The following is a 16,848-nucleotide window of genomic DNA, read 5'->3' as shown; positions in this document are numbered from 1 at the left end:
ATGCAGAACGACAAAATAGTAGTAGGCTTGGACATCGGGACAACCAAGGTTTGCGCACTTGTAGGTCGGAAGAATGAGTTTGGCAAGTTAGAGATATTGGGCATGGGTAAAGCCGTGTCAGAGGGGGTGGTACGCGGCATGGTGAGCAATATTGATAAGACTGTCGAGGCCATTAAAAAGGCGATCCGCCAGGCGGAAGGACAATCGGGCATCAACATCGGCGTGGTGAACGTGGGTATTGCCGGGCAGCACATCAAGAGCCTGCAGCACAACGGCAGCATCACGCGCCAGGTAACGGATCATGAGATAACGGTGGAGGATGTAAACCGCCTCACCAACGACATGTACCGGCTGGTGACACCGCCAGGCAGCGAGATCATCCATGTGATGCCTCAGGAGTATAAGGTGGATTACGAGGAAGGAATTGTGGATCCTGTTGGCATGACAGGCGTACGGTTGGAAGGAAACTTCCACATCATCACAGCGCAGTCAAATGCGATCAACAACATCAACAAGTGCATTTTGCGTGCAGGCCTTGAGGTAGAGCAACTTATACTGGAGCCACTGGCATCAAGCATGTCTGTTTTAAGTGAGGAAGAGAAGGAAGCCGGTGTTGCACTGGTGGATATCGGCGGAGGCACGACAGACTTAGCCATCTTTAAAGACAATATCATCCGCCATACGGCAGTTCTTCCTTTTGGAGGAAACATTATTACTTCCGATATCAAGCAGGGCTGCCTGGTGATGCAAAACCAGGCCGAGCAGCTGAAAGTGAAGTTCGGGAAAGCCATAGCCGACGAGGCATCTGAGAATGAGATTGTCTCTATACCCGGCCTCCGCGACCGGACACCAAAGGAAATATCGCTGAAGAACCTGGCTTATATCATTGAGGCCAGAATGGAGGAGATTGTGGAATTGGTTTACGCCGAGATCGTGCGTTCAGGCTATGCGAATAGCCTGGCAGGCGGTATCGTGATTACGGGCGGGGGAGCCCAGTTGCAGAACTTAGTGCAGTTGGTAGAGTACATTACAGGCATGGACACCCGCATCGGCTATCCAAACGAGCACCTGGGCCGCTCCAAAGTGGAATCTGTAAAGAGCCCGATGTACGCCACAAGCGTAGGTCTTGTTCTGGCAGGATACCAGCCGCTGGACCAGCGTGTAGAGCGCCATTCGGACGTAGAGGAGCAGGTCTTCTCAAAGCCGGTGGAGCAGCAACAAAAAAGTTCTGGTTCAAGCAGCGGCGGGGGATTGCTGCAGAAGCTGAAAGGCTTCTTATCAGACGACATAGACAACAAACAAAGTTATTAACCCATCATTAGAGCAGGAGAAATCAGTATGACATCAGCTTACACATTTGACTTGCCAGCCAGCAACAAGTCTATCATAAAGGTTATTGGTGTAGGTGGAGGTGGTAGCAATGCCGTCAACCACATGTATAACCAGGGGATCAAGGATGTTGAATTCATCATTTGCAACACGGATGTACAAGCCCTGAAAAGCAGTGGTGTGCCTAACCGTTTGCAGATTGGCGAAAACCTGACAGAGGGCCTTGGTGCCGGTGCAAACCCTGAAAAAGGAAAGCAGGCTGCGCTGGAAAGCAAGGAAGAGATCAGAGAGATGCTGAGCAACGATACTAAGATGGTGTTCATCACGGCCGGAATGGGTGGTGGTACCGGAACTGGTGCGGCTCCTGTAATTGCCCGTGTAGCCAAGGAACTGGGTATCCTGACAGTAGGCATTGTAACCGCTCCTTTCGCCTTTGAAGGCAAGAAGAAGCAAATTGCCGCCGAAAACGGGGTGAAGGACCTGAGCGAAAACTGCGATACGATCCTGGTGATCCTGAATGACAAGCTTCGTGAGATGTTCGGAAACCTGACTATCCGTGAGGCGTTCGCGAAAGCTGATAACGTATTGACAACTGCCGCCAAATCTATCGCTGAAATCATTACGGTGACAGCTGAGGTAAACGTTGACTTTGAAGACGTGAAAACAGTGATGAAAGACTCTGGCGCTGCAGTGATGGGTTCTGCAACAACAGAAGGTGAGGGCCGTGCCCTGCGCGCCGCTGAAGAGGCGCTTTCTTCGCCACTGCTCAACAATACTGATATTCATGGCGCTCAGAAGATCCTTCTTTCCATTATGTCTGGCGAGCAGGCTGAACTGGAGATGGATGAGTTAACTGAAATCACAGAATACATCCAGGACAAAGCTGGTCAGGAAGCTGAGGTTATCTTTGGCCATGGAATCGACTCCACGCTAGGTCAGAGCATCCGTGTAACCGTAATCGCTACTGGCTTCGCAAGAGATGCAGAGGCAATCATAGAGCCGAAAAAAACGGTTTTTGACCTGAACAGCCAAAAAAAAATTGAAGTAGTTGAGCAGCCTGCGCCAGAGCCGGTGCAGGAGGTGGCGGCTTTCGTTTCGAAGCCGGTTGCCCCGGCACCTGTAGCAGCGCCTCAGGCGCCTGCGCAACAGCCACAGCAGCACCAGCAGGGAACAGACAACAACGCCGCGCGCCGCCCTGTGGAGCAGCCACAGCAGCCGCAGCGCATTGTTTTTGAACTGGAGGGAAACAGCAACAACTCATTTAACGATACATTCCAGAACAACGACTACGCCCGTGAGAACGAGCAGGCCATGCGTGAGCGCGAAGCTGCACAGCGCCTGGCTGATGAGCGTGAGCTGATGCAGCGCCGTGCGGAAGAGCGCCGTGAGCGCCTGCGTATGCTTAGTTCAGAGATCACCACGGAAGCAATCAAAGAGAAGCTGGATACGCCGGCTTACCTTCGTCGCAACGTGGCGCTGGACAGAGTGGCCCATTCATCAGAGCGCAACATTTCTCGCTTCAACCTGAACGATGACAATGAGATCCTAGGCGATAACCGCTTTCTGCACGACAATGTAGACTAAGCAATTCGCTTGAAGTATAAAAAGAGAGGGGCTGCCATACTTGGCAGCCCCTCTCTTTTTATACTTGTTTTATACTTGCTCTACGCCCAAACGCTTTATACTTATACTTGCTGTACTATACCAACCCCCGCAAGTATGGTAGTTTAATACTTGATGAACTCCTCCACATGCTGCTCCAGCAATTCCTGGTACAGTTTGTTAGAGATACTTTTGCCATCGAAGTGCTTATCGATGTGGGCGAATTTAAGCTTAAGAGGCATTACGTTCATGCCCAGGTAATGCAGTATGTCGGTGAGGTGGCTAAGGGCCAGGCCGCTACCCTGCATGCCCGAGGATAAACCTATCAGCCCGCCCTTCTTGTCCTTGAAGGTGCAGGGGTAGGCGAGGCCATCAATAAACGCCTTCAGCACGCCGGGGAAAGATGCATTATATTCCGGTACCACGAATACAAACTTATCCGTTTCGCTGATCATGCTGCTTAGCCTGTTAAAGGCCTCGCTCTTGCCCGTATTTTTGTAAAGTGCCGACACGATAAAGTCATCCGGTAATTCTGCCAGATCCAATACCTGGTACGCAACGCCCCGCTCCTGAAGATGCGCAGCATATAGGTTTACCATGGCGATGGATCTGGAAGAGGGCCTGTTCGTGCCCGATATCAATGTGATCATAATGTGCGCTTAGTTTGTAGCTAAACAGCTTTGTCTATACTTGGTTATACGTAACGCGATTTTAAGTCCGGCTGCCGTAAGTCTATACTTATAAAAGCAAAAAAGGCAGGGCAACACCAGCTGCCCTGCCTTTTAAATTTGCTAAACTTATACTTACAAGTTCTCGGAAGTAGCCTTGGCAGAAATGTATTCTCTTCGGAGCATGTTGATGTTTTCCATCGAGATACCCACCGGACACTCTGCGGCACAGGCGCCTGTGTTGGTGCACGAACCAAATCCTTCGATATCCATTTGAGCCACCATGTTTTCCACACGTGTTTTGCGCTCTGTTTTACCTTGCGGCAACAGGGCAAGCTGCGATACCTTGGCACTCACGAAAAGCATGGCAGAGGCGTTCTTACAGGCCGCTACGCAGGCACCGCACTGAATACAGGTTGCCGCATCGAAAGCCTTATCCGCGATGGTCTTCGGGATCGGGATCTCGTTGGCATCCGGTACACCACCCGTATTTACGGAGATGTAGCCACCAGCCTGTTGAATGCGGTCGAACGCGGAGCGGTCTACCACCAGGTCCTTATGAATCGGGAAAGCAGCTGCTCTCCATGGTTCAATGGTAATGGTATCGCCATCATTGAAGTGGCGCATGTGCAGCTGGCAAGTGGTGGTGCCGCGCTCAGGGCCATGTGGACGGCCGTTGATGAACAGGCTGCACATACCACAGATACCCTCGCGGCAGTCGTGGTCGAAGGCAATCGGCTCTTCCCCTTTGATCTGCAGGTCTTCGTTAAGCACGTCCAGCATCTCCAGGAAAGACATATCCGGAGATACTCCCTTTACCGGGTAAGTGACTAACTGACCTGCCGTCTCTCTATTTTTTTGGCGCCAAACCTTCAGAATCAGGTCCATCGGTTTAGCATTTGGATTACTACCAGCCATCTTATTTTAATTATGAATTACGAATTAAAAATTACGAATGAGGTATAATTATCCATTCATAACTATTCATTATCAATTTACTTGTAGCTACGCTGCGTCAGTTTGACATTTTCAAACTCGAGCTCTTCTCTGTGAAGAATAGGGTCGTTTCCGACACCCGTAAACTCCCAGGCTGCCACATATGCGTAGTTCTCGTCGTCGCGCAGTGCCTCGTTTTCCGGCGTTTGCGACTCCTCGCGGAAGTGTCCGCCACACGATTCTCTTCTGTTCTGTGCATCGTCCACCATCAGCTCTGCAAGCTCCAGGAAGTCAGCCACACGGTTAGCACGCTCCAGTGTCTGGTTCAGCTCTTCACCGATACCGGTCACTTTCACATCACGCCAGAACTCGTCGCGTATTCTGCGAATCTCCTGCTTGGCAAGGCGCAGGCCTTCTTCGTTGCGGGCCATACCGCAATGCTCCCACATTATCAGGCCAAGCTCCTTGTGGAACTCATCCACGGTGCGGGTACCATTGATAGAAAGCAGCTGGTTGTTTTTTGCAATAACCGCCTGCTCTGCCTCAAGGAACGCCGGATGGTCCGTCGCAACTTTTGTAGAAGGCATTTTAGCCAGGTAATCACCAATGGTGTAAGGCAGCACGAAGTAACCGTCGGCCAGACCCTGCATCAGGGCAGATGCACCCAAGCGGTTTGCACCGTGGTCAGAGAAGTTACACTCTCCGGCGGCGTACAGGCCAGGGATGTTTGTCATCAGGTTGTAGTCTACCCACAGGCCACCCATGGTGTAGTGTACGGCAGGGTAGATGCGCATTGGCCTTTCGTACGGATTCTCGTCCGTGATCTTGGCATACATCTCAAACAGGTTGCCATACTTGGCGGCGATTGCCGGCTGTCCGTCACGCTTGATGGCGTCGGCAAAGTCGAGGTACACAGCCAGTCCGGATGATCCTACGCCGCGGCCTTCGTCGCACACCAATTTGGCGTTACGGGAAGCCACGTCGCGCGGCACCAGGTTACCGAACGCAGGGTATTTGCGCTCCAGGTAGTAATCGCGGTCAGCCTCTGAAATGTCATTGACAGTAATCTCGCCTTTTCTTAAGCGCTCTGCTATCTCTACCGTCTTCGGCACCCACACACGTCCGTCGTTACGCAGCGACTCAGACATCAGCGTCAGCTTAGACTGGTAACCACCCGAAACAGGGATACAAGTTGGGTGAATCTGGGTGAAGCAAGGGTTCGCGAACAAAGCACCTTTTTTGTGTGCTCTCCAGGCCGCTGTGGCATTAGAACCCATCGCATTGGTAGATAGGAAGAACACGTTGCCGTATCCGCCTGTGGCCAACACAACCGCATGTGCGCTGTGCGATTCAATCTTACCCGTGATCAGGTTGCGCACCACAATACCACGTGCCTGTCCGTCGATCACAACAAGATCGAGCATTTCGGTACGAGGGAACATCTTCACCTTTCCGTAGGCTATCTGGCGGTTCAGGGCAGAGTAGGCACCTAGCAGCAGCTGCTGTCCGGTTTGGCCACGTGCGTAGAACGTACGCGACACCTGGGCACCACCGAAGGAGCGGTTGGCAAGCAACCCGCCGTAATCACGTGCAAAAGGAACACCCTGGGCCACGCACTGGTCAATGATGTTAACCGATACTTGGGCAAGGCGGTACACGTTTGCCTCGCGGGAGCGGTAGTCACCACCCTTTACTGTGTCGTAGAACAGGCGGTAGATAGAGTCACCGTCGTTCTGGTAGTTTTTTGCTGCGTTGATACCACCCTGAGCCGCAATAGAGTGCGCACGGCGCGGTGAATCCTGGAAGCAGAACGCTTTCACGTTATAGCCAAGCTCACCAAAGGTTGCTGCGGCAGACGCGCCTGCCAGCCCCGTACCAACTACAATAATATCGTATTTACGTTTGTTTGCCGGGTTTACCAGCTTCACATTAAATTTATGCTTGTCCCACTTCTCGGCTATCGGGCCTTCCGGGATCTTAGAATCTAATATCATAGTAGAATAATAGACAGTTAGAATTTAAAGAAGAAGTATAGTGGAATGGCCGCAAAGCCCAGGCACACTAAAACTGAGAAAGCATATCCGAAGCTCTGAATGAACGGCGTATACTTCTTATGGTCCAGGCCAAGGGTCTGGAAGGCACTTTGAAAGCCGTGAATCAGATGATAGGCAAGCGCGATCATGGAAATAACATAAATCAACACATACCACCACACCTGGAAAGATTGCACTACTTTCAGGTAAAGGTTATCATATTCCACCTCCTCAATCACGACTCCCTCCAAACCGCCGAAGCGTGCAGGAACAAAGAAGTTCCAGAGGTGGATGATCAGGAAAACAAGAATTACAGTGCCCAGCAGGCCCATGTTGCGGGAAGACCAGGTGCTGTTTTCCTGAGGACGCGTTTCCGCATAATCAATGGGGCGTGCAGCCTTGTTTCTGCGTGTCAGCATGATGGCGTCGTAGATATGGAAAAGGAAGCCAAGCACCAACACGATCTCCATGATGCGGATAACGATGTTATTTGCCATGAAGTGCGAGTAAAGGTTGAAGGCCGCACCACCGTCGTCATTAAATAGCTGCAGGTTACCGATAAGGTGTACCACCAGGAAAGAGCACAGAAAAAGACCCGTGACCGACATGATGATCTTGCGCCCAATTGTACTGGAAAACGTTTTAGTAAACCAATTCATTTGTATTAGTTATAGGTTAAATTAAGAAGCTTTTTAATACTCAAAGGTACAAGCAGGTGTTATATAAACCAATATTAATATCATATTTTGAATCAATCTAAATTGCCCTGCGTACCACTAAAACCTATATAATATAAACCAACAATATCTCTAATTGTTGATAATAAAGCTGCTTTTCTTAAGTTTACTATATATATACCTGTTATTGCCTAATCCTTACGATATATGCCGAACCGTTTACGCCTAAATTACCTGCTGAGTGGTAGTCTGTTGTGGGTGTTACTTTTGCTGCTGGCCGGGTCCTTTAACGAGGTGCAGGCCACACACATCAGAGCGGGGGACATAACTGCCAGAAAGGATACAACGGCCAACCCAAATCCCCGACGGTTTTTCTTCAGGATGACCATTTACACCAACCGGAACTCTACAGCGGAGGATCTGGTGGCAATTATTAATACTGGCGCGGGTGGTGTTACGCTGGAAGTGCCCCGGAAAAGTGTAAGGCAGATAAGCCCTGAGACGGATGAGGAAATATTTGAGTGGGAGTACACGTACCCTTCCGATGGGCAATTCACTACCTACTGGGTAGGGGAGAACCGCGACAACAACATTCTGAACATGGCAGCCCCGTCTGACCAGCGCTCGTTCTTCATCGCCACCACTATCAATATCAACTCCCTGCGCGCCCTCAACAGCACGCCTGTGCTTACGGTGCAGCCAATTGATGACGCCGTACTTTTCCAGCGCTTCACCCACAACCCCGGCGCATACGATGCCGACGGCGACAGCCTTTCGTTTAAGCTGATTGCCCCGCAGCACCGCGCCAATCCAAGTGGCGACATTACGGTGGTGCCAGGCTACTCCCTTCCCTCAAACACGTTTCAGTGCACCACGGCAGATGGCAGCGCTCCTGCCTATTTTACCATGGATGTGCTGACAGGGCAGATTGAATGGAATGCCCCCTGCGTGGCGGGTAAGTATAACATTGCCTTTGTGGTGGAGGAGTGGCGCAGAGGGGCCAATGGCGGCTACGTGAAGATAGGTGAGGTAATACGCGATATGCGCATTACGGTGGAGGACACGAAAAACAAACCGCCGCGAATTGAGTTACGTGATACCTGCGTGGTGGCAGGAACAGTATTACGCTCAGTGATCAGGGCAACAGACCCTGACGGCGACCTAATTAACCTGACAATAGCGGGAGGTGGCATTGTACCCCCTGCCAGAGTGAATAACCCGGCTACGCTAACTAACATCCAGCAGTCACCTGGCCTAACCACTGGCACCTTCCAGTGGGCTACTACCTGCAACGACGTGCGCGAGAGCCCGTACCAGGTGGTGTTCCGTGCAGAGGACATCCGTGCTGATGGCGCCGAGCGACTGGCGGATGTGCAGGCGTGGAACATACGGGTGATAGGTCCGCCGCCCGTGCTGAACGAACCTCAAAACGCTGACCGGAACGTAACCCTGACCTGGGACCCTTACCTGTGCGAGAACGCCGACAAGATTCGGATTTACCGCCGCGAAGGGCCGAGCAACTTTGTGCCGGATGAGTGCCAGACGGGTGTGCCCGCCTCCACGGGTTATGTGCTGATTGGTGAAGTAGATGCCGGTGATGTGACCTTCTTCGATAATAACGGTGGTGCCGGCCTGGAGGCTGGTGTGGAGTACTGCTACATTATTTACGCAACCTTCCCTGCGCGTGGCTTCGGCGAAAGCCTTGCCTCGAACGAGGTTTGTATTGTCATCAATCAGGACATCCCGTACCTGACCAATGTGACGGTGGATGAGACCGATGAAACCAACGGCCAGATAACCGTGAAATGGACACAACCCATAGAGGTGGAGGATCTGACACCGCCGCTGGAGTACCGCTTGTACCGTGCTGTGGGAATGGAGCCGGGCGGCACGTTCACGGAAGTGAAGAGAACCCGAAACATGGCTGATACTACCTTTGTGGACAGAGGGTTGAACACCGTTGCGAATGCATACCGCTACCGACTGGAGTTCTACCAGGCCCCATCGGCGGGCGCACAGCCTACCTCGCTGCGTGACAGTACCGAGGCCAGCAGCGTGTACCTGACGGCCGCCGCTCCGGCAACGGGCGATGCGAAGCAGTTTACGCTCACCTGGAATTACGATGTGCCGTGGGATAACAGCGTTTACACGCACCTGATTTACCGCCGCATAGACAATACCTTTACCCTGATAGACAGTGTAACGGCAACAGGTGGCAGTGGCTCCTATACCGACCAAGGTGCTTTTGGTGGCGAAGAACTGGTGCGGGGTGAAGACTACTGCTACTACGTGCAGACGCGCGGCAGCTATGAGATTGAAGGTCTGCCGGAGCCATTGCTGAACAACAGCCAGCAGGTTTGCGTGGCGCTGCCGAAGCTGATCTGTCCGCCGGTGCTAAGTATAGACCAACTGAACTGTGCGGTGTTTAACCAGAACCCAACAGAGCCGCCTTTCCAGAACGTGCTAACATGGGTGCCAGATGCCTCGCCGGATTGTACGCAGGACATTGCCTATTACACCATCTACTTTAAGCCGACGCTGGAGGACGAGTTTACAAAATTGGATACCACCTCGGCCACTACCTATACCCATACTGGCTTGCAGTCTTTTGCGGGCTGCTATGTGGTAACTGCTACGGATGTGACAGGCCGCGAAAGCGTGTTCAGCAACGAAGTGTGCAAAGACAACTGTATCTCCTTTATACTTCCGAACATCATCACGCCGAATGGGGACAATTTAAACGATGTGTTCCGCCCTAAGAACCGAGCGTTTATCAAGAGCCTGAAGTTTAAGGTGTTTAACCGCTGGGGCGTGCAAGTATACGAGGGCAATGACAGCAACATTAACTGGCCCGGAGTGGACAAGGATGGAAACCGCCTGTCTGATGGCACCTACTATTACGAGGCCGAAGTGGAGTTCTTTAGATTAGATCCTTCGCAGGCGCGCGCCACCTACAAAGGTTGGGTAGAAATTGTAAGATGATGGAACCAGCAGATTTAGAGCAACTGGAGCACAAGGCCATTGTGTTTTACGATGGCACCTGCGGCTTTTGTCAGGGCACCGTGCAGTTGGTTCTGAGGCACAATAAAAAGCAGGATTTATACTTTGCGGCCTTGCAGTCAGGTATGCTGGAGGCGCTTGTGCCCGGCCAGCAACTGCCTGAGGTGCTGCCGGATTCTATCTTGTTTTATGAAAAGGGCAGGCTTTACGCTGAGTCTGAGGCGGCCTTGCGCATTGCCGGGTACCTTAATTTTCCGCTGTCCATACTTTCAGTTTTTCGCATTATTCCTTTATCTTTCCGCGATTTTGTGTACCGCTTTGTAGCCAGAAACCGCTACAGGATAGCCGGCCGCACAGAAAGCTGCCTGCTGCCAAGCCCTGCACAACGGGCCCGGTTTGTAGGTTAGAAGGCCGCTGGGTGTCAGTCTCGAATCGTTAGATTAAGTATGAGTTGATAGCATCAGGTATACCTGGTATACCACCACTGTCATTATTACCAAGTCTGGCGTCTTGTGTCTGAAATCCAGTGTCTTGAAAAAGAAAGACAAATAACGATAAACGGATAACGAATGAAGGCATACATTTTCCCTGGCCAGGGATCACAGTTTGTAGGGATGGGCAAAGACCTGTACGAGCAGCACGAAGAAGCAAAGCAGCTCTTTGACAAGGCGAACGAGATACTTGGCTTCGACATCACCCAGATTATGTTTAGCGGCACCGACGAGGAGCTGAAGCAGACAAGAGTAACCCAACCTGCAATTTTTCTGCATTCGGTAGCGCAGGCTGCCGTAGCCAAAGACTTTGCCCCGGACATGGTGGCTGGCCACTCTCTGGGCGAATTCTCTGCCTTGGTTGCCAGCAAGGTGCTAAGTTTTGAGGATGGACTGCGCCTGGTATTTAAGCGCGCGCTGGCAATGCAGGCTGCCTGCGAGGCAAACCCATCTACTATGGCTGCCATACTTGGGCTGGAGGATGCGAAGGTGGAGGAGGTGTGTGCGGCTGTGGAAGGCGAAGTAGTAGTGGCAGCCAATTACAACTGTCCGGGCCAGCTGGTGATTTCCGGTTCAAACAGAGGCATTGAGATTGCCTGTGAGAAAATGAAGGAAGCCGGAGCCAAGCGTGCCTTGCCACTGCCGGTAGGAGGTGCGTTCCACTCCCCGCTCATGAAGCCGGCTGAGGTAGAACTAGCCCAGGCCATCAAGGAAACCACCTTTAGCCAGGGTATCTGCCCAATCTATCAGAACGTAGACGCCAAACCGCACACGGATCCGGAAGAGATCAAGCAAAACCTGATTCGGCAACTCACGGCGCCCGTGCGCTGGACTCAGTCAGTGCAGCAGATGGTGACGGATGGCGCCACTCATTTTGTAGAGTGCGGACCGGGGAAGGTGTTGCAGGGGCTCGTGAAGAAAATTGAACGCACCGCGGAAGTAAGCTCTGCGGAGTAAGCTCCAACGCAAACTCAGCGTGTAAATGCCCTCTCTGGCCTGGTGCCGGGGAGGGCATTTATGATATGTTCAGGGCTAAAAAAAAACACGAAATTTACTATTTTTAAAGCCTGTACTCTATCACCTATACAATGGAGAGAAGACCTGCCACGACAATTTGGATCGGGTACTTTTTGCTGCTGAGCCTGTACGTAAACCTTACGACAGACATGTTTGATGCGGGCAATGTACCGGCATGGTTTGCCTACTGGGCTTGCTTTTTTATACTGGCGTTTCTGGTGAGCAAGTACCTGCTGAGGCTGGAGGGCTTGAATGCGCTTGGAATGCAGCGGCAGCGGGGATGGCTGCGACACCTGGGAATCGGCTTCGTGTTAGGTTCTTCAGTATACGCGCTGAAGTACCTGGTTTTTTATGAGTTCGGCAAGTTCGATGTGGCGGGCATGGCCGAACCATCGTTTGTACTTCCTATGCTGGGGCAGGCGCTTTTGGCCATGTTCTTTTCCTCTATTCTAAACGATATTACCATTCGTGGCTACTGGTTTGCGTATTTTCAGCGGCGGCAGCTGCTGGCCTGGTACGTTTTCGCGGCCACTGTACTTTACGCCCTCGATGATTCCATTCATGCTGGCTTTGATTTTCTGAACCTAACATTCTCTACCATACTTGGTCTTGCTTTCGCTTACACTGTTCATAAAACCGGCGCTATCTGGATGTCGCTGGGCCTGCACTGGGGAGGCAACATGATGTACAGGGTAATGTATGGCTTCGACGGACAAGGCATGTGGCAACTGGAAAACGTGCAGGAAGCGCCGCTGTATAATTATGTAAGCCTGCTTATCACGGCGCTAATGCTGCCAGCCGTATACTTTATACTTCGGGGCAGGAGGGAATCAACTCGCACATTAAAACAAGTGACGGAGGAGCAAGCGGTTGTTTAATCCTTATGTTGAATTTAGGTATAGCCTTCAGCTTTGCTACGCAATACTATTTTTAGATGTGTGCTACCAACGATTCTCCTTATCATTCTCTAGCTAAATCACGAATAACTCGGCAAGGATTACCAGCTGCAAAAACATTGGCAGGAATATCTTTGGCGACGACGCTGCCGGCGCCTATTACGCTGCGGTCGCCGATGGTAACGCCGGGACAGATAACCACGCTGCCGCCTATCCATACATCTTCGCCAATGGTGATGGGTTTTGCATACTCTAGCCCTGATGCTCTTTCTTTATAATCCATGGAATGCGTGGCGGTGTAAATCTGTACGTTTGGCCCAAATAGTGATCTGCTGCCAATAGTTACCTGCATCACGTCAAGTACAACGCAGTTGAAGTTAAAGAACACTCTCTCGCCAATTTGGATGTTGGTGCCGTAGTCACAGTAAAAAGGAGGTTGAATCCACAGCCCTTCTCCGGCATTGGGAATAAGCTCTTTCAGTAATTTAGCGCGTTCCGTTTCCTGGTCTTCGCGGCTGTCGTTCAGCGCCTTCAAAAGTAGCCGGGCCTGTAATCTTTCTTTCGAAAGCTGTTTGTCGAGAGCATCATAGAGCTCCCCTGAATGCATTTTCTCTTTTTCAGTTTTCAAGTAGGTGCGTTTTGGAGAATATTTTAGCAATGATTCGAAAGAACTTTGTTGAGACTCAGCGCGAGACGCTATACTTTGTATTCCCACACCTCCAGCGTGTCTGAACACTCCTGCAGCAGTTGCTTTATACTTGTCTCTAGCACCGGGTGCACCAGCTCGGGCGCAATTTCAGCCAGGGGCAGTAGGGTGAATCTACGCTTGTGCAGTTGCGGGTGGGGAATGGTGAGGCGCTGTGTTTGCAGCACGAGGGAATCATAGAAAAGAATATCGATGTCGATGACGCGGCTGCCCCAGTGCTCCAGCCGTACGCGCCCTAGCTCCTGTTCAATATTGTTTATATGTTGCAGTACCTGCTCCGGGGCAAGCGTAGTTTTCACCTCCAGTACCTGGTTCAGGAAGCTGGGCTGATCTGTTTTTCCCCAAGCGGCAGTTTCGTAAATTTTTGAGCAGTGCTGAATGCCTCCAACCTGTGCGGCTATACTTTCCCGGGCCTGTTGCAGGTAGGAGGTGCGCTCGCCGAGGTTGCCGCCAAGAAGCAAGTATAGCTTAGGCATGTTTGCGAAAGAAAGCTATACTTAGATTCGCAGCAGCCCGTGCTGCCTCAGGCAGCTCCTGTTCCGGGTAAGGGTGCTGCCCGCCAAAAGAGTGATTTGCCTCCGGTATGAGGTGCAGTTCCGCATCAGGTTTCCAGCTTTTCAGGTCGTGGGCCATCTGGACGGGCAGGGTTTCGTCCTGTTCGCCGTGCAGCAGAAGCAGCGGTTGTTGCATCTTTTTTATCACCGTTGGAATGTCGAGGCGGTGCTGGTTCTGGTAATAATCTTCCACTAGCTGGTAGTAGAGCGGCATTTGCTGCCCGGTGCGGCCATTCAGCACGTACTGCACACCACTCTCCTTCCACTGCTCCATCTGCAGCTCATCCCAGCGGCTGTCGTAATCGCTTACAGCCGACCAGGTAGCCACAGCTTTTACACGTGGTTCTTCAGCGGCTTTTAAAATCACGGCGCCTCCGCCACGGCTGTGCCCGATCAGGTAGATGCGGCTTAAATCCAATTCCTTTTTTTGAATGGGTGGGTTGTCTGTGTGCAGCAGCTCGATCAGGGCCTGCATATCGTCCAGCTCCAGGCTAAAGTTGTTTTGCCCAAAGGCCTCCATGTCGTGCATGTCGGAGGCATCCTCAACCGTGGTGCCGTTATAGGCAAAATTGAATTTCAGGAACACGAAACCCTGCTCCGCGAAGTAGGTAGCCAACAGGTTAAAATGGCCCCAGTCTTTGAAGCCTTTGAACCCGTGGGCAAAAATAACGATGGGTTTGGGTGTGTCGTCTGGCCAGTAAGTTGCATCCGCCGTGAAGGCGCGTCCGTGGTCGGGGTATACTACAAAATCAACTTTCATTCTGATGTTTATTTTGATCTACCCGATTCCGGTGCCCCGGGTAGTTTGAGTGATAGCATTAGGTAGCCTAAGATACGGGATTCTTTTGTTCAGGATGACGAAGTATAGAAACCGGAGTGTCAAATCATGCGTGTTATTTTTCAAGACTACATTTTTTAACATCGATAGTCTCCTTCTTTAAAAACGCTTCAGTAAAACATGCAGCGCCCGCACAAGTATAACCCCCGGAAAATCACAGCCTCAGATTAACTCCAGGCTTAAACTTAACCATTCGCAGCGAAACGGGTTAATCAATTGCCGGCGCCGGGAATGTTTTGCGGGTGCAGGTTTGGAAACCACTCTGGGAGGCAGTAATATTGCGGACGTAACACATGAGCATAAGCCTAAAAGAAATACAGGCGCCTATTGCGCCCGAGATGCAGCAGTTCGAAAAGAAGTTCAGGGCCTCTATGAAGACCCGCGTACTGCTTCTGGATCGGATTATGAGCTACATCGTCAAGCGCAAGGGAAAACAGATGCGGCCGATGTTCGTGTTCTTCTCCGCCAAACTCTTCAACCAAAGTATAACAGAAGCCACCTACCGCGGCGCCGCCCTGATTGAGTTGCTGCACACGGCCACGCTGGTGCACGACGACGTGGTGGACGACGCCAACTACCGCCGTGGCTTTTTCTCCGTTAACGCCCTCTGGAAAAACAAAATTGCCGTGCTTGTGGGCGATTACCTGCTCTCCAAAGGCCTGCTGCTCTCCCTCCAAAACGACGACTACGAACTGCTCAAGATTGTATCGAATGCGGTGAAGGAGATGAGCGAAGGCGAGCTGCTACAGATAGAAAAAGCACGCAAGCTGGACATCGACGAAAGCGTGTATTTCGATATTATCCGCCAGAAAACGGCTTCGCTGATTGCTTCCTGCTGCGCCGTTGGAGCCGCCTCTGCCGGCGCCTGTAAAGAGGATGTGGAAAAAGCCCGCCTCTTCGGTGAGAAAGTAGGCATCGCCTTTCAGATAAAAGATGACTTGTTCGATTACGGCACGGCCGAAATCGGCAAACCGGTGGGCATCGATATCAAAGAAAAGAAGATGACGCTGCCGCTGATCCACGCCCTGCGCGAGGCTGACTGGCTGACGAAGCGAAAGGTGATCTATAACGTCAAAAACAACAACGGCGAAAGCAAGCGGGTGCAACAGGTGATTGACTTCGTGAAGAAGTCCGGTGGCATTGCCTACACGGTGCAACTGATGAATCACTATCATGCAGAGGCACTGGCCATACTTCATACTTTCCCCGATACGCCATCCCGTCGCTCGCTTGAGGAGCTGATTGCCTACACAATTGAGCGCGAGAAGTAAATTGCTGCTTGTTGATTATTAATTGTTTCTGTGTCCGCAACGTGTAAGGTGGATGAAACATCAATCTTAAATTTCTGTAAGCATCCGCCAAAATTCTGTAACAGAGGTACACCGGATGATAGGTAGTATTGCATACGCAAACAAACCTATGAAAAAATGAGCCTCAACACCAACACCTGGAACCGCCTGCGGTATACCTTATACCTGCCCATTTACGATTTTGTGGCCGACCGTATCTTCCGGAAATATCGAAAGCGCTCAGTGCAGCTGTTGGGTGCAAAGCCGGAGGATGCTATACTTATACTTGGTGCCGGCACCGGCCTCGATCTGCCCTACCTGCAAGGCTGCACCAACCTCACGGCTAATGACATCACTCCAGGTATGATTTTCAAGCTGAAGCAGCGGGCGGAGAAGCTACAAATACCTGTGGATGCAAAGGTGATGAACGGGCAGAAAATGACTTTCGCTGATGCCGCTTTCGACGCTGTCATGCTTCACCTCATACTTGCCGTTATTCCGGACCCAGTGGCTTGTATAAAGGAAGTGGAGCGGGTGCTGAAGCCAGGCGGCACCGTGATGGTGTTTGATAAATTCCTGCCCGACGGACAGAAGCCGTCCGCACTGCGCCGCCTGCTCAACCAGGTTGCCAGCACCCTCTTCTCCGACATCAACCGAAGTATGGGCAGCATCATCAGCCATACTTCGCTACAGCAGGAGCTAAACGAGCCAGCTGCCCTGGGAGGTGCTTTTCGGATTGTGCGGCTGCGTAAGCCGTTTTAATCCTACACTAGCTGTGGCTCAAAAACAGGAGAGGGGTATCAGAAAGTATA

At 51.6% G+C, this 16,848-nt stretch carries 15 protein-coding genes; 8 read left to right on the top strand and 7 right to left on the bottom strand.

Annotated features, from left to right (window positions below; genetic code table 11):
- Together ftsA and ftsZ are read left to right on the top strand one after the other, a co-directional pair.
- Positions 1–1,311: a cell division protein FtsA gene (gene ftsA / locus A0W33_RS02155; protein ID WP_068836641.1), complete on the top strand. Its 1,311-nt coding sequence runs from the start codon at positions 1–3 to the stop codon at positions 1,309–1,311.
- Positions 1,312–1,338: 27 nt separating this feature from the next.
- Complete coding sequence (gene ftsZ, locus A0W33_RS02150) at positions 1,339–2,913, top strand: cell division protein FtsZ (protein WP_068836640.1); 1,575 nt, start codon at positions 1,339–1,341, stop codon at positions 2,911–2,913.
- A 143-nt stretch (positions 2,914–3,056) separates the two neighbouring features.
- On the opposite strand, the gene A0W33_RS02145 is transcribed toward ftsZ, so the two are convergent.
- The 4 genes from A0W33_RS02145 to A0W33_RS02130 all read right to left on the bottom strand — a co-directional run bounded on the left by A0W33_RS02145 (position 3,057) and on the right by A0W33_RS02130 (position 7,227).
- Positions 3,057–3,581, bottom strand: coding sequence for an NADPH-dependent FMN reductase (locus A0W33_RS02145; protein WP_068836639.1), 525 nt, complete (start codon positions 3,579–3,581; stop codon positions 3,057–3,059).
- Between the two features lie 153 nt (positions 3,582–3,734).
- Complete coding sequence (locus A0W33_RS02140) at positions 3,735–4,487, bottom strand: succinate dehydrogenase/fumarate reductase iron-sulfur subunit (protein ID WP_068836638.1); 753 nt, start codon at positions 4,485–4,487, stop codon at positions 3,735–3,737.
- 107 nt (positions 4,488–4,594) lie between these two features.
- On the bottom strand, positions 4,595–6,529 hold the full coding sequence (locus A0W33_RS02135) for a fumarate reductase/succinate dehydrogenase flavoprotein subunit (protein WP_068836637.1): 1,935 nt from the start codon (positions 6,527–6,529) through the stop codon (positions 4,595–4,597).
- A 17-nt stretch (positions 6,530–6,546) separates the two neighbouring features.
- Positions 6,547–7,227 carry a succinate dehydrogenase cytochrome b subunit gene (locus A0W33_RS02130; protein ID WP_068836636.1) on the bottom strand — a complete coding sequence of 227 codons (681 nt, stop codon included), beginning with the start codon at positions 7,225–7,227 and terminating at the stop codon, positions 6,547–6,549.
- A 225-nt stretch (positions 7,228–7,452) separates the two neighbouring features.
- On the opposite strand from A0W33_RS02130, the gene A0W33_RS02125 reads away from it, so the two are divergent.
- The 4 genes from A0W33_RS02125 to A0W33_RS02110 all read left to right on the top strand — a co-directional run bounded on the left by A0W33_RS02125 (position 7,453) and on the right by A0W33_RS02110 (position 12,631).
- Positions 7,453–10,227 (top strand): T9SS type B sorting domain-containing protein, encoded by a 2,775-nt coding sequence (locus A0W33_RS02125; protein ID WP_229801988.1) that lies wholly within the window; start codon positions 7,453–7,455, stop codon positions 10,225–10,227.
- Complete coding sequence (locus A0W33_RS02120; protein WP_229801990.1) at positions 10,224–10,652, top strand: thiol-disulfide oxidoreductase DCC family protein; 429 nt, start codon at positions 10,224–10,226, stop codon at positions 10,650–10,652. The genes A0W33_RS02125 and A0W33_RS02120 overlap by 4 nt, the downstream gene beginning before the upstream one ends.
- A gap of 162 nt (positions 10,653–10,814) precedes the next feature.
- Positions 10,815–11,693, top strand: a complete 879-nt coding sequence (gene fabD, locus A0W33_RS02115) for an ACP S-malonyltransferase (protein WP_068836635.1) — start codon at positions 10,815–10,817, stop codon at positions 11,691–11,693.
- 131 nt (positions 11,694–11,824) lie between these two features.
- Positions 11,825–12,631: a CPBP family intramembrane glutamic endopeptidase gene (locus tag A0W33_RS02110; protein ID WP_068836634.1), complete on the top strand. Its 807-nt coding sequence runs from the start codon at positions 11,825–11,827 to the stop codon at positions 12,629–12,631.
- Between the two features lie 82 nt (positions 12,632–12,713).
- Here the strand turns inward: A0W33_RS02110 and A0W33_RS02105 are convergent, their stop codons facing one another.
- From A0W33_RS02105 to A0W33_RS02095, 3 genes are all read right to left on the bottom strand, one after another.
- The gene (locus A0W33_RS02105; protein ID WP_068836633.1) at positions 12,714–13,277 is read right to left on the bottom strand and encodes a sugar O-acetyltransferase; all 564 of its coding nucleotides are present in this window, start codon (positions 13,275–13,277) and stop codon (positions 12,714–12,716) included.
- A 68-nt stretch (positions 13,278–13,345) separates the two neighbouring features.
- Positions 13,346–13,831: a 2-amino-4-hydroxy-6-hydroxymethyldihydropteridine diphosphokinase gene (folK, locus tag A0W33_RS02100; RefSeq protein WP_068836632.1), complete on the bottom strand. Its 486-nt coding sequence runs from the start codon at positions 13,829–13,831 to the stop codon at positions 13,346–13,348.
- Positions 13,824–14,669, bottom strand: coding sequence for an alpha/beta hydrolase family protein (locus A0W33_RS02095; protein WP_068836631.1), 846 nt, complete (start codon positions 14,667–14,669; stop codon positions 13,824–13,826). Before A0W33_RS02095 ends, folK begins: the two co-directional genes overlap by 8 nt.
- A 371-nt stretch (positions 14,670–15,040) precedes the next feature.
- Between A0W33_RS02095 and A0W33_RS02090 the strand changes: the two genes are divergently transcribed.
- Together A0W33_RS02090 and A0W33_RS02085 are read left to right on the top strand one after the other, a co-directional pair.
- Positions 15,041–16,018 carry a polyprenyl synthetase family protein gene (locus A0W33_RS02090; RefSeq protein WP_068836630.1) on the top strand — a complete coding sequence of 326 codons (978 nt, stop codon included), beginning with the start codon at positions 15,041–15,043 and terminating at the stop codon, positions 16,016–16,018.
- 156 nt (positions 16,019–16,174) lie between these two features.
- Positions 16,175–16,798, top strand: a complete 624-nt coding sequence (locus tag A0W33_RS02085; protein ID WP_068836629.1) for a class I SAM-dependent methyltransferase — start codon at positions 16,175–16,177, stop codon at positions 16,796–16,798.
- Positions 16,799–16,848: the final 50 nt, after the last annotated feature.

It is taken from the genome of Pontibacter akesuensis, from assembly GCF_001611675.1.
GTDB lineage: Bacteria > Bacteroidota > Bacteroidia > Cytophagales > Hymenobacteraceae > Pontibacter > Pontibacter akesuensis.
The sequence above is the reverse complement of the archived record's forward strand: the minus strand, read 5'-3'. Positions and strand labels throughout refer to the sequence as shown.

Bases quoted from the DNA above. Each gene is read 5' to 3' on its own strand.
- ftsA (WP_068836641.1), top strand. From the start codon at position 1: ATGCAGAACGACAAAATAGTAGTAGGCTTGGACATCGGGACAACCAAG.
- ftsZ (WP_068836640.1), top strand. From the start codon at position 1,339: ATGACATCAGCTTACACATTTGACTTGCCAGCCAGCAACAAGTCTATC.
- A0W33_RS02145 (WP_068836639.1), bottom strand. From the start codon at position 3,581: ATGATCACATTGATATCGGGCACGAACAGGCCCTCTTCCAGATCCATC.
- A0W33_RS02140 (WP_068836638.1), bottom strand. From the start codon at position 4,487: ATGGACCTGATTCTGAAGGTTTGGCGCCAAAAAAATAGAGAGACGGCA.
- A0W33_RS02135 (WP_068836637.1), bottom strand. From the start codon at position 6,529: ATGATATTAGATTCTAAGATCCCGGAAGGCCCGATAGCCGAGAAGTGG.
- A0W33_RS02130 (WP_068836636.1), bottom strand. From the start codon at position 7,227: ATGAATTGGTTTACTAAAACGTTTTCCAGTACAATTGGGCGCAAGATC.
- A0W33_RS02125 (WP_229801988.1), top strand. From the start codon at position 7,453: ATGCCGAACCGTTTACGCCTAAATTACCTGCTGAGTGGTAGTCTGTTG.
- A0W33_RS02120 (WP_229801990.1), top strand. From the start codon at position 10,224: ATGATGGAACCAGCAGATTTAGAGCAACTGGAGCACAAGGCCATTGTG.
- fabD (WP_068836635.1), top strand. From the start codon at position 10,815: ATGAAGGCATACATTTTCCCTGGCCAGGGATCACAGTTTGTAGGGATG.
- A0W33_RS02110 (WP_068836634.1), top strand. From the start codon at position 11,825: ATGGAGAGAAGACCTGCCACGACAATTTGGATCGGGTACTTTTTGCTG.
- folK (WP_068836632.1), bottom strand. From the start codon at position 13,831: ATGCCTAAGCTATACTTGCTTCTTGGCGGCAACCTCGGCGAGCGCACC.
- A0W33_RS02095 (WP_068836631.1), bottom strand. From the start codon at position 14,669: ATGAAAGTTGATTTTGTAGTATACCCCGACCACGGACGCGCCTTCACG.
- A0W33_RS02090 (WP_068836630.1), top strand. From the start codon at position 15,041: ATGAGCATAAGCCTAAAAGAAATACAGGCGCCTATTGCGCCCGAGATG.
- A0W33_RS02085 (WP_068836629.1), top strand. From the start codon at position 16,175: ATGAGCCTCAACACCAACACCTGGAACCGCCTGCGGTATACCTTATAC.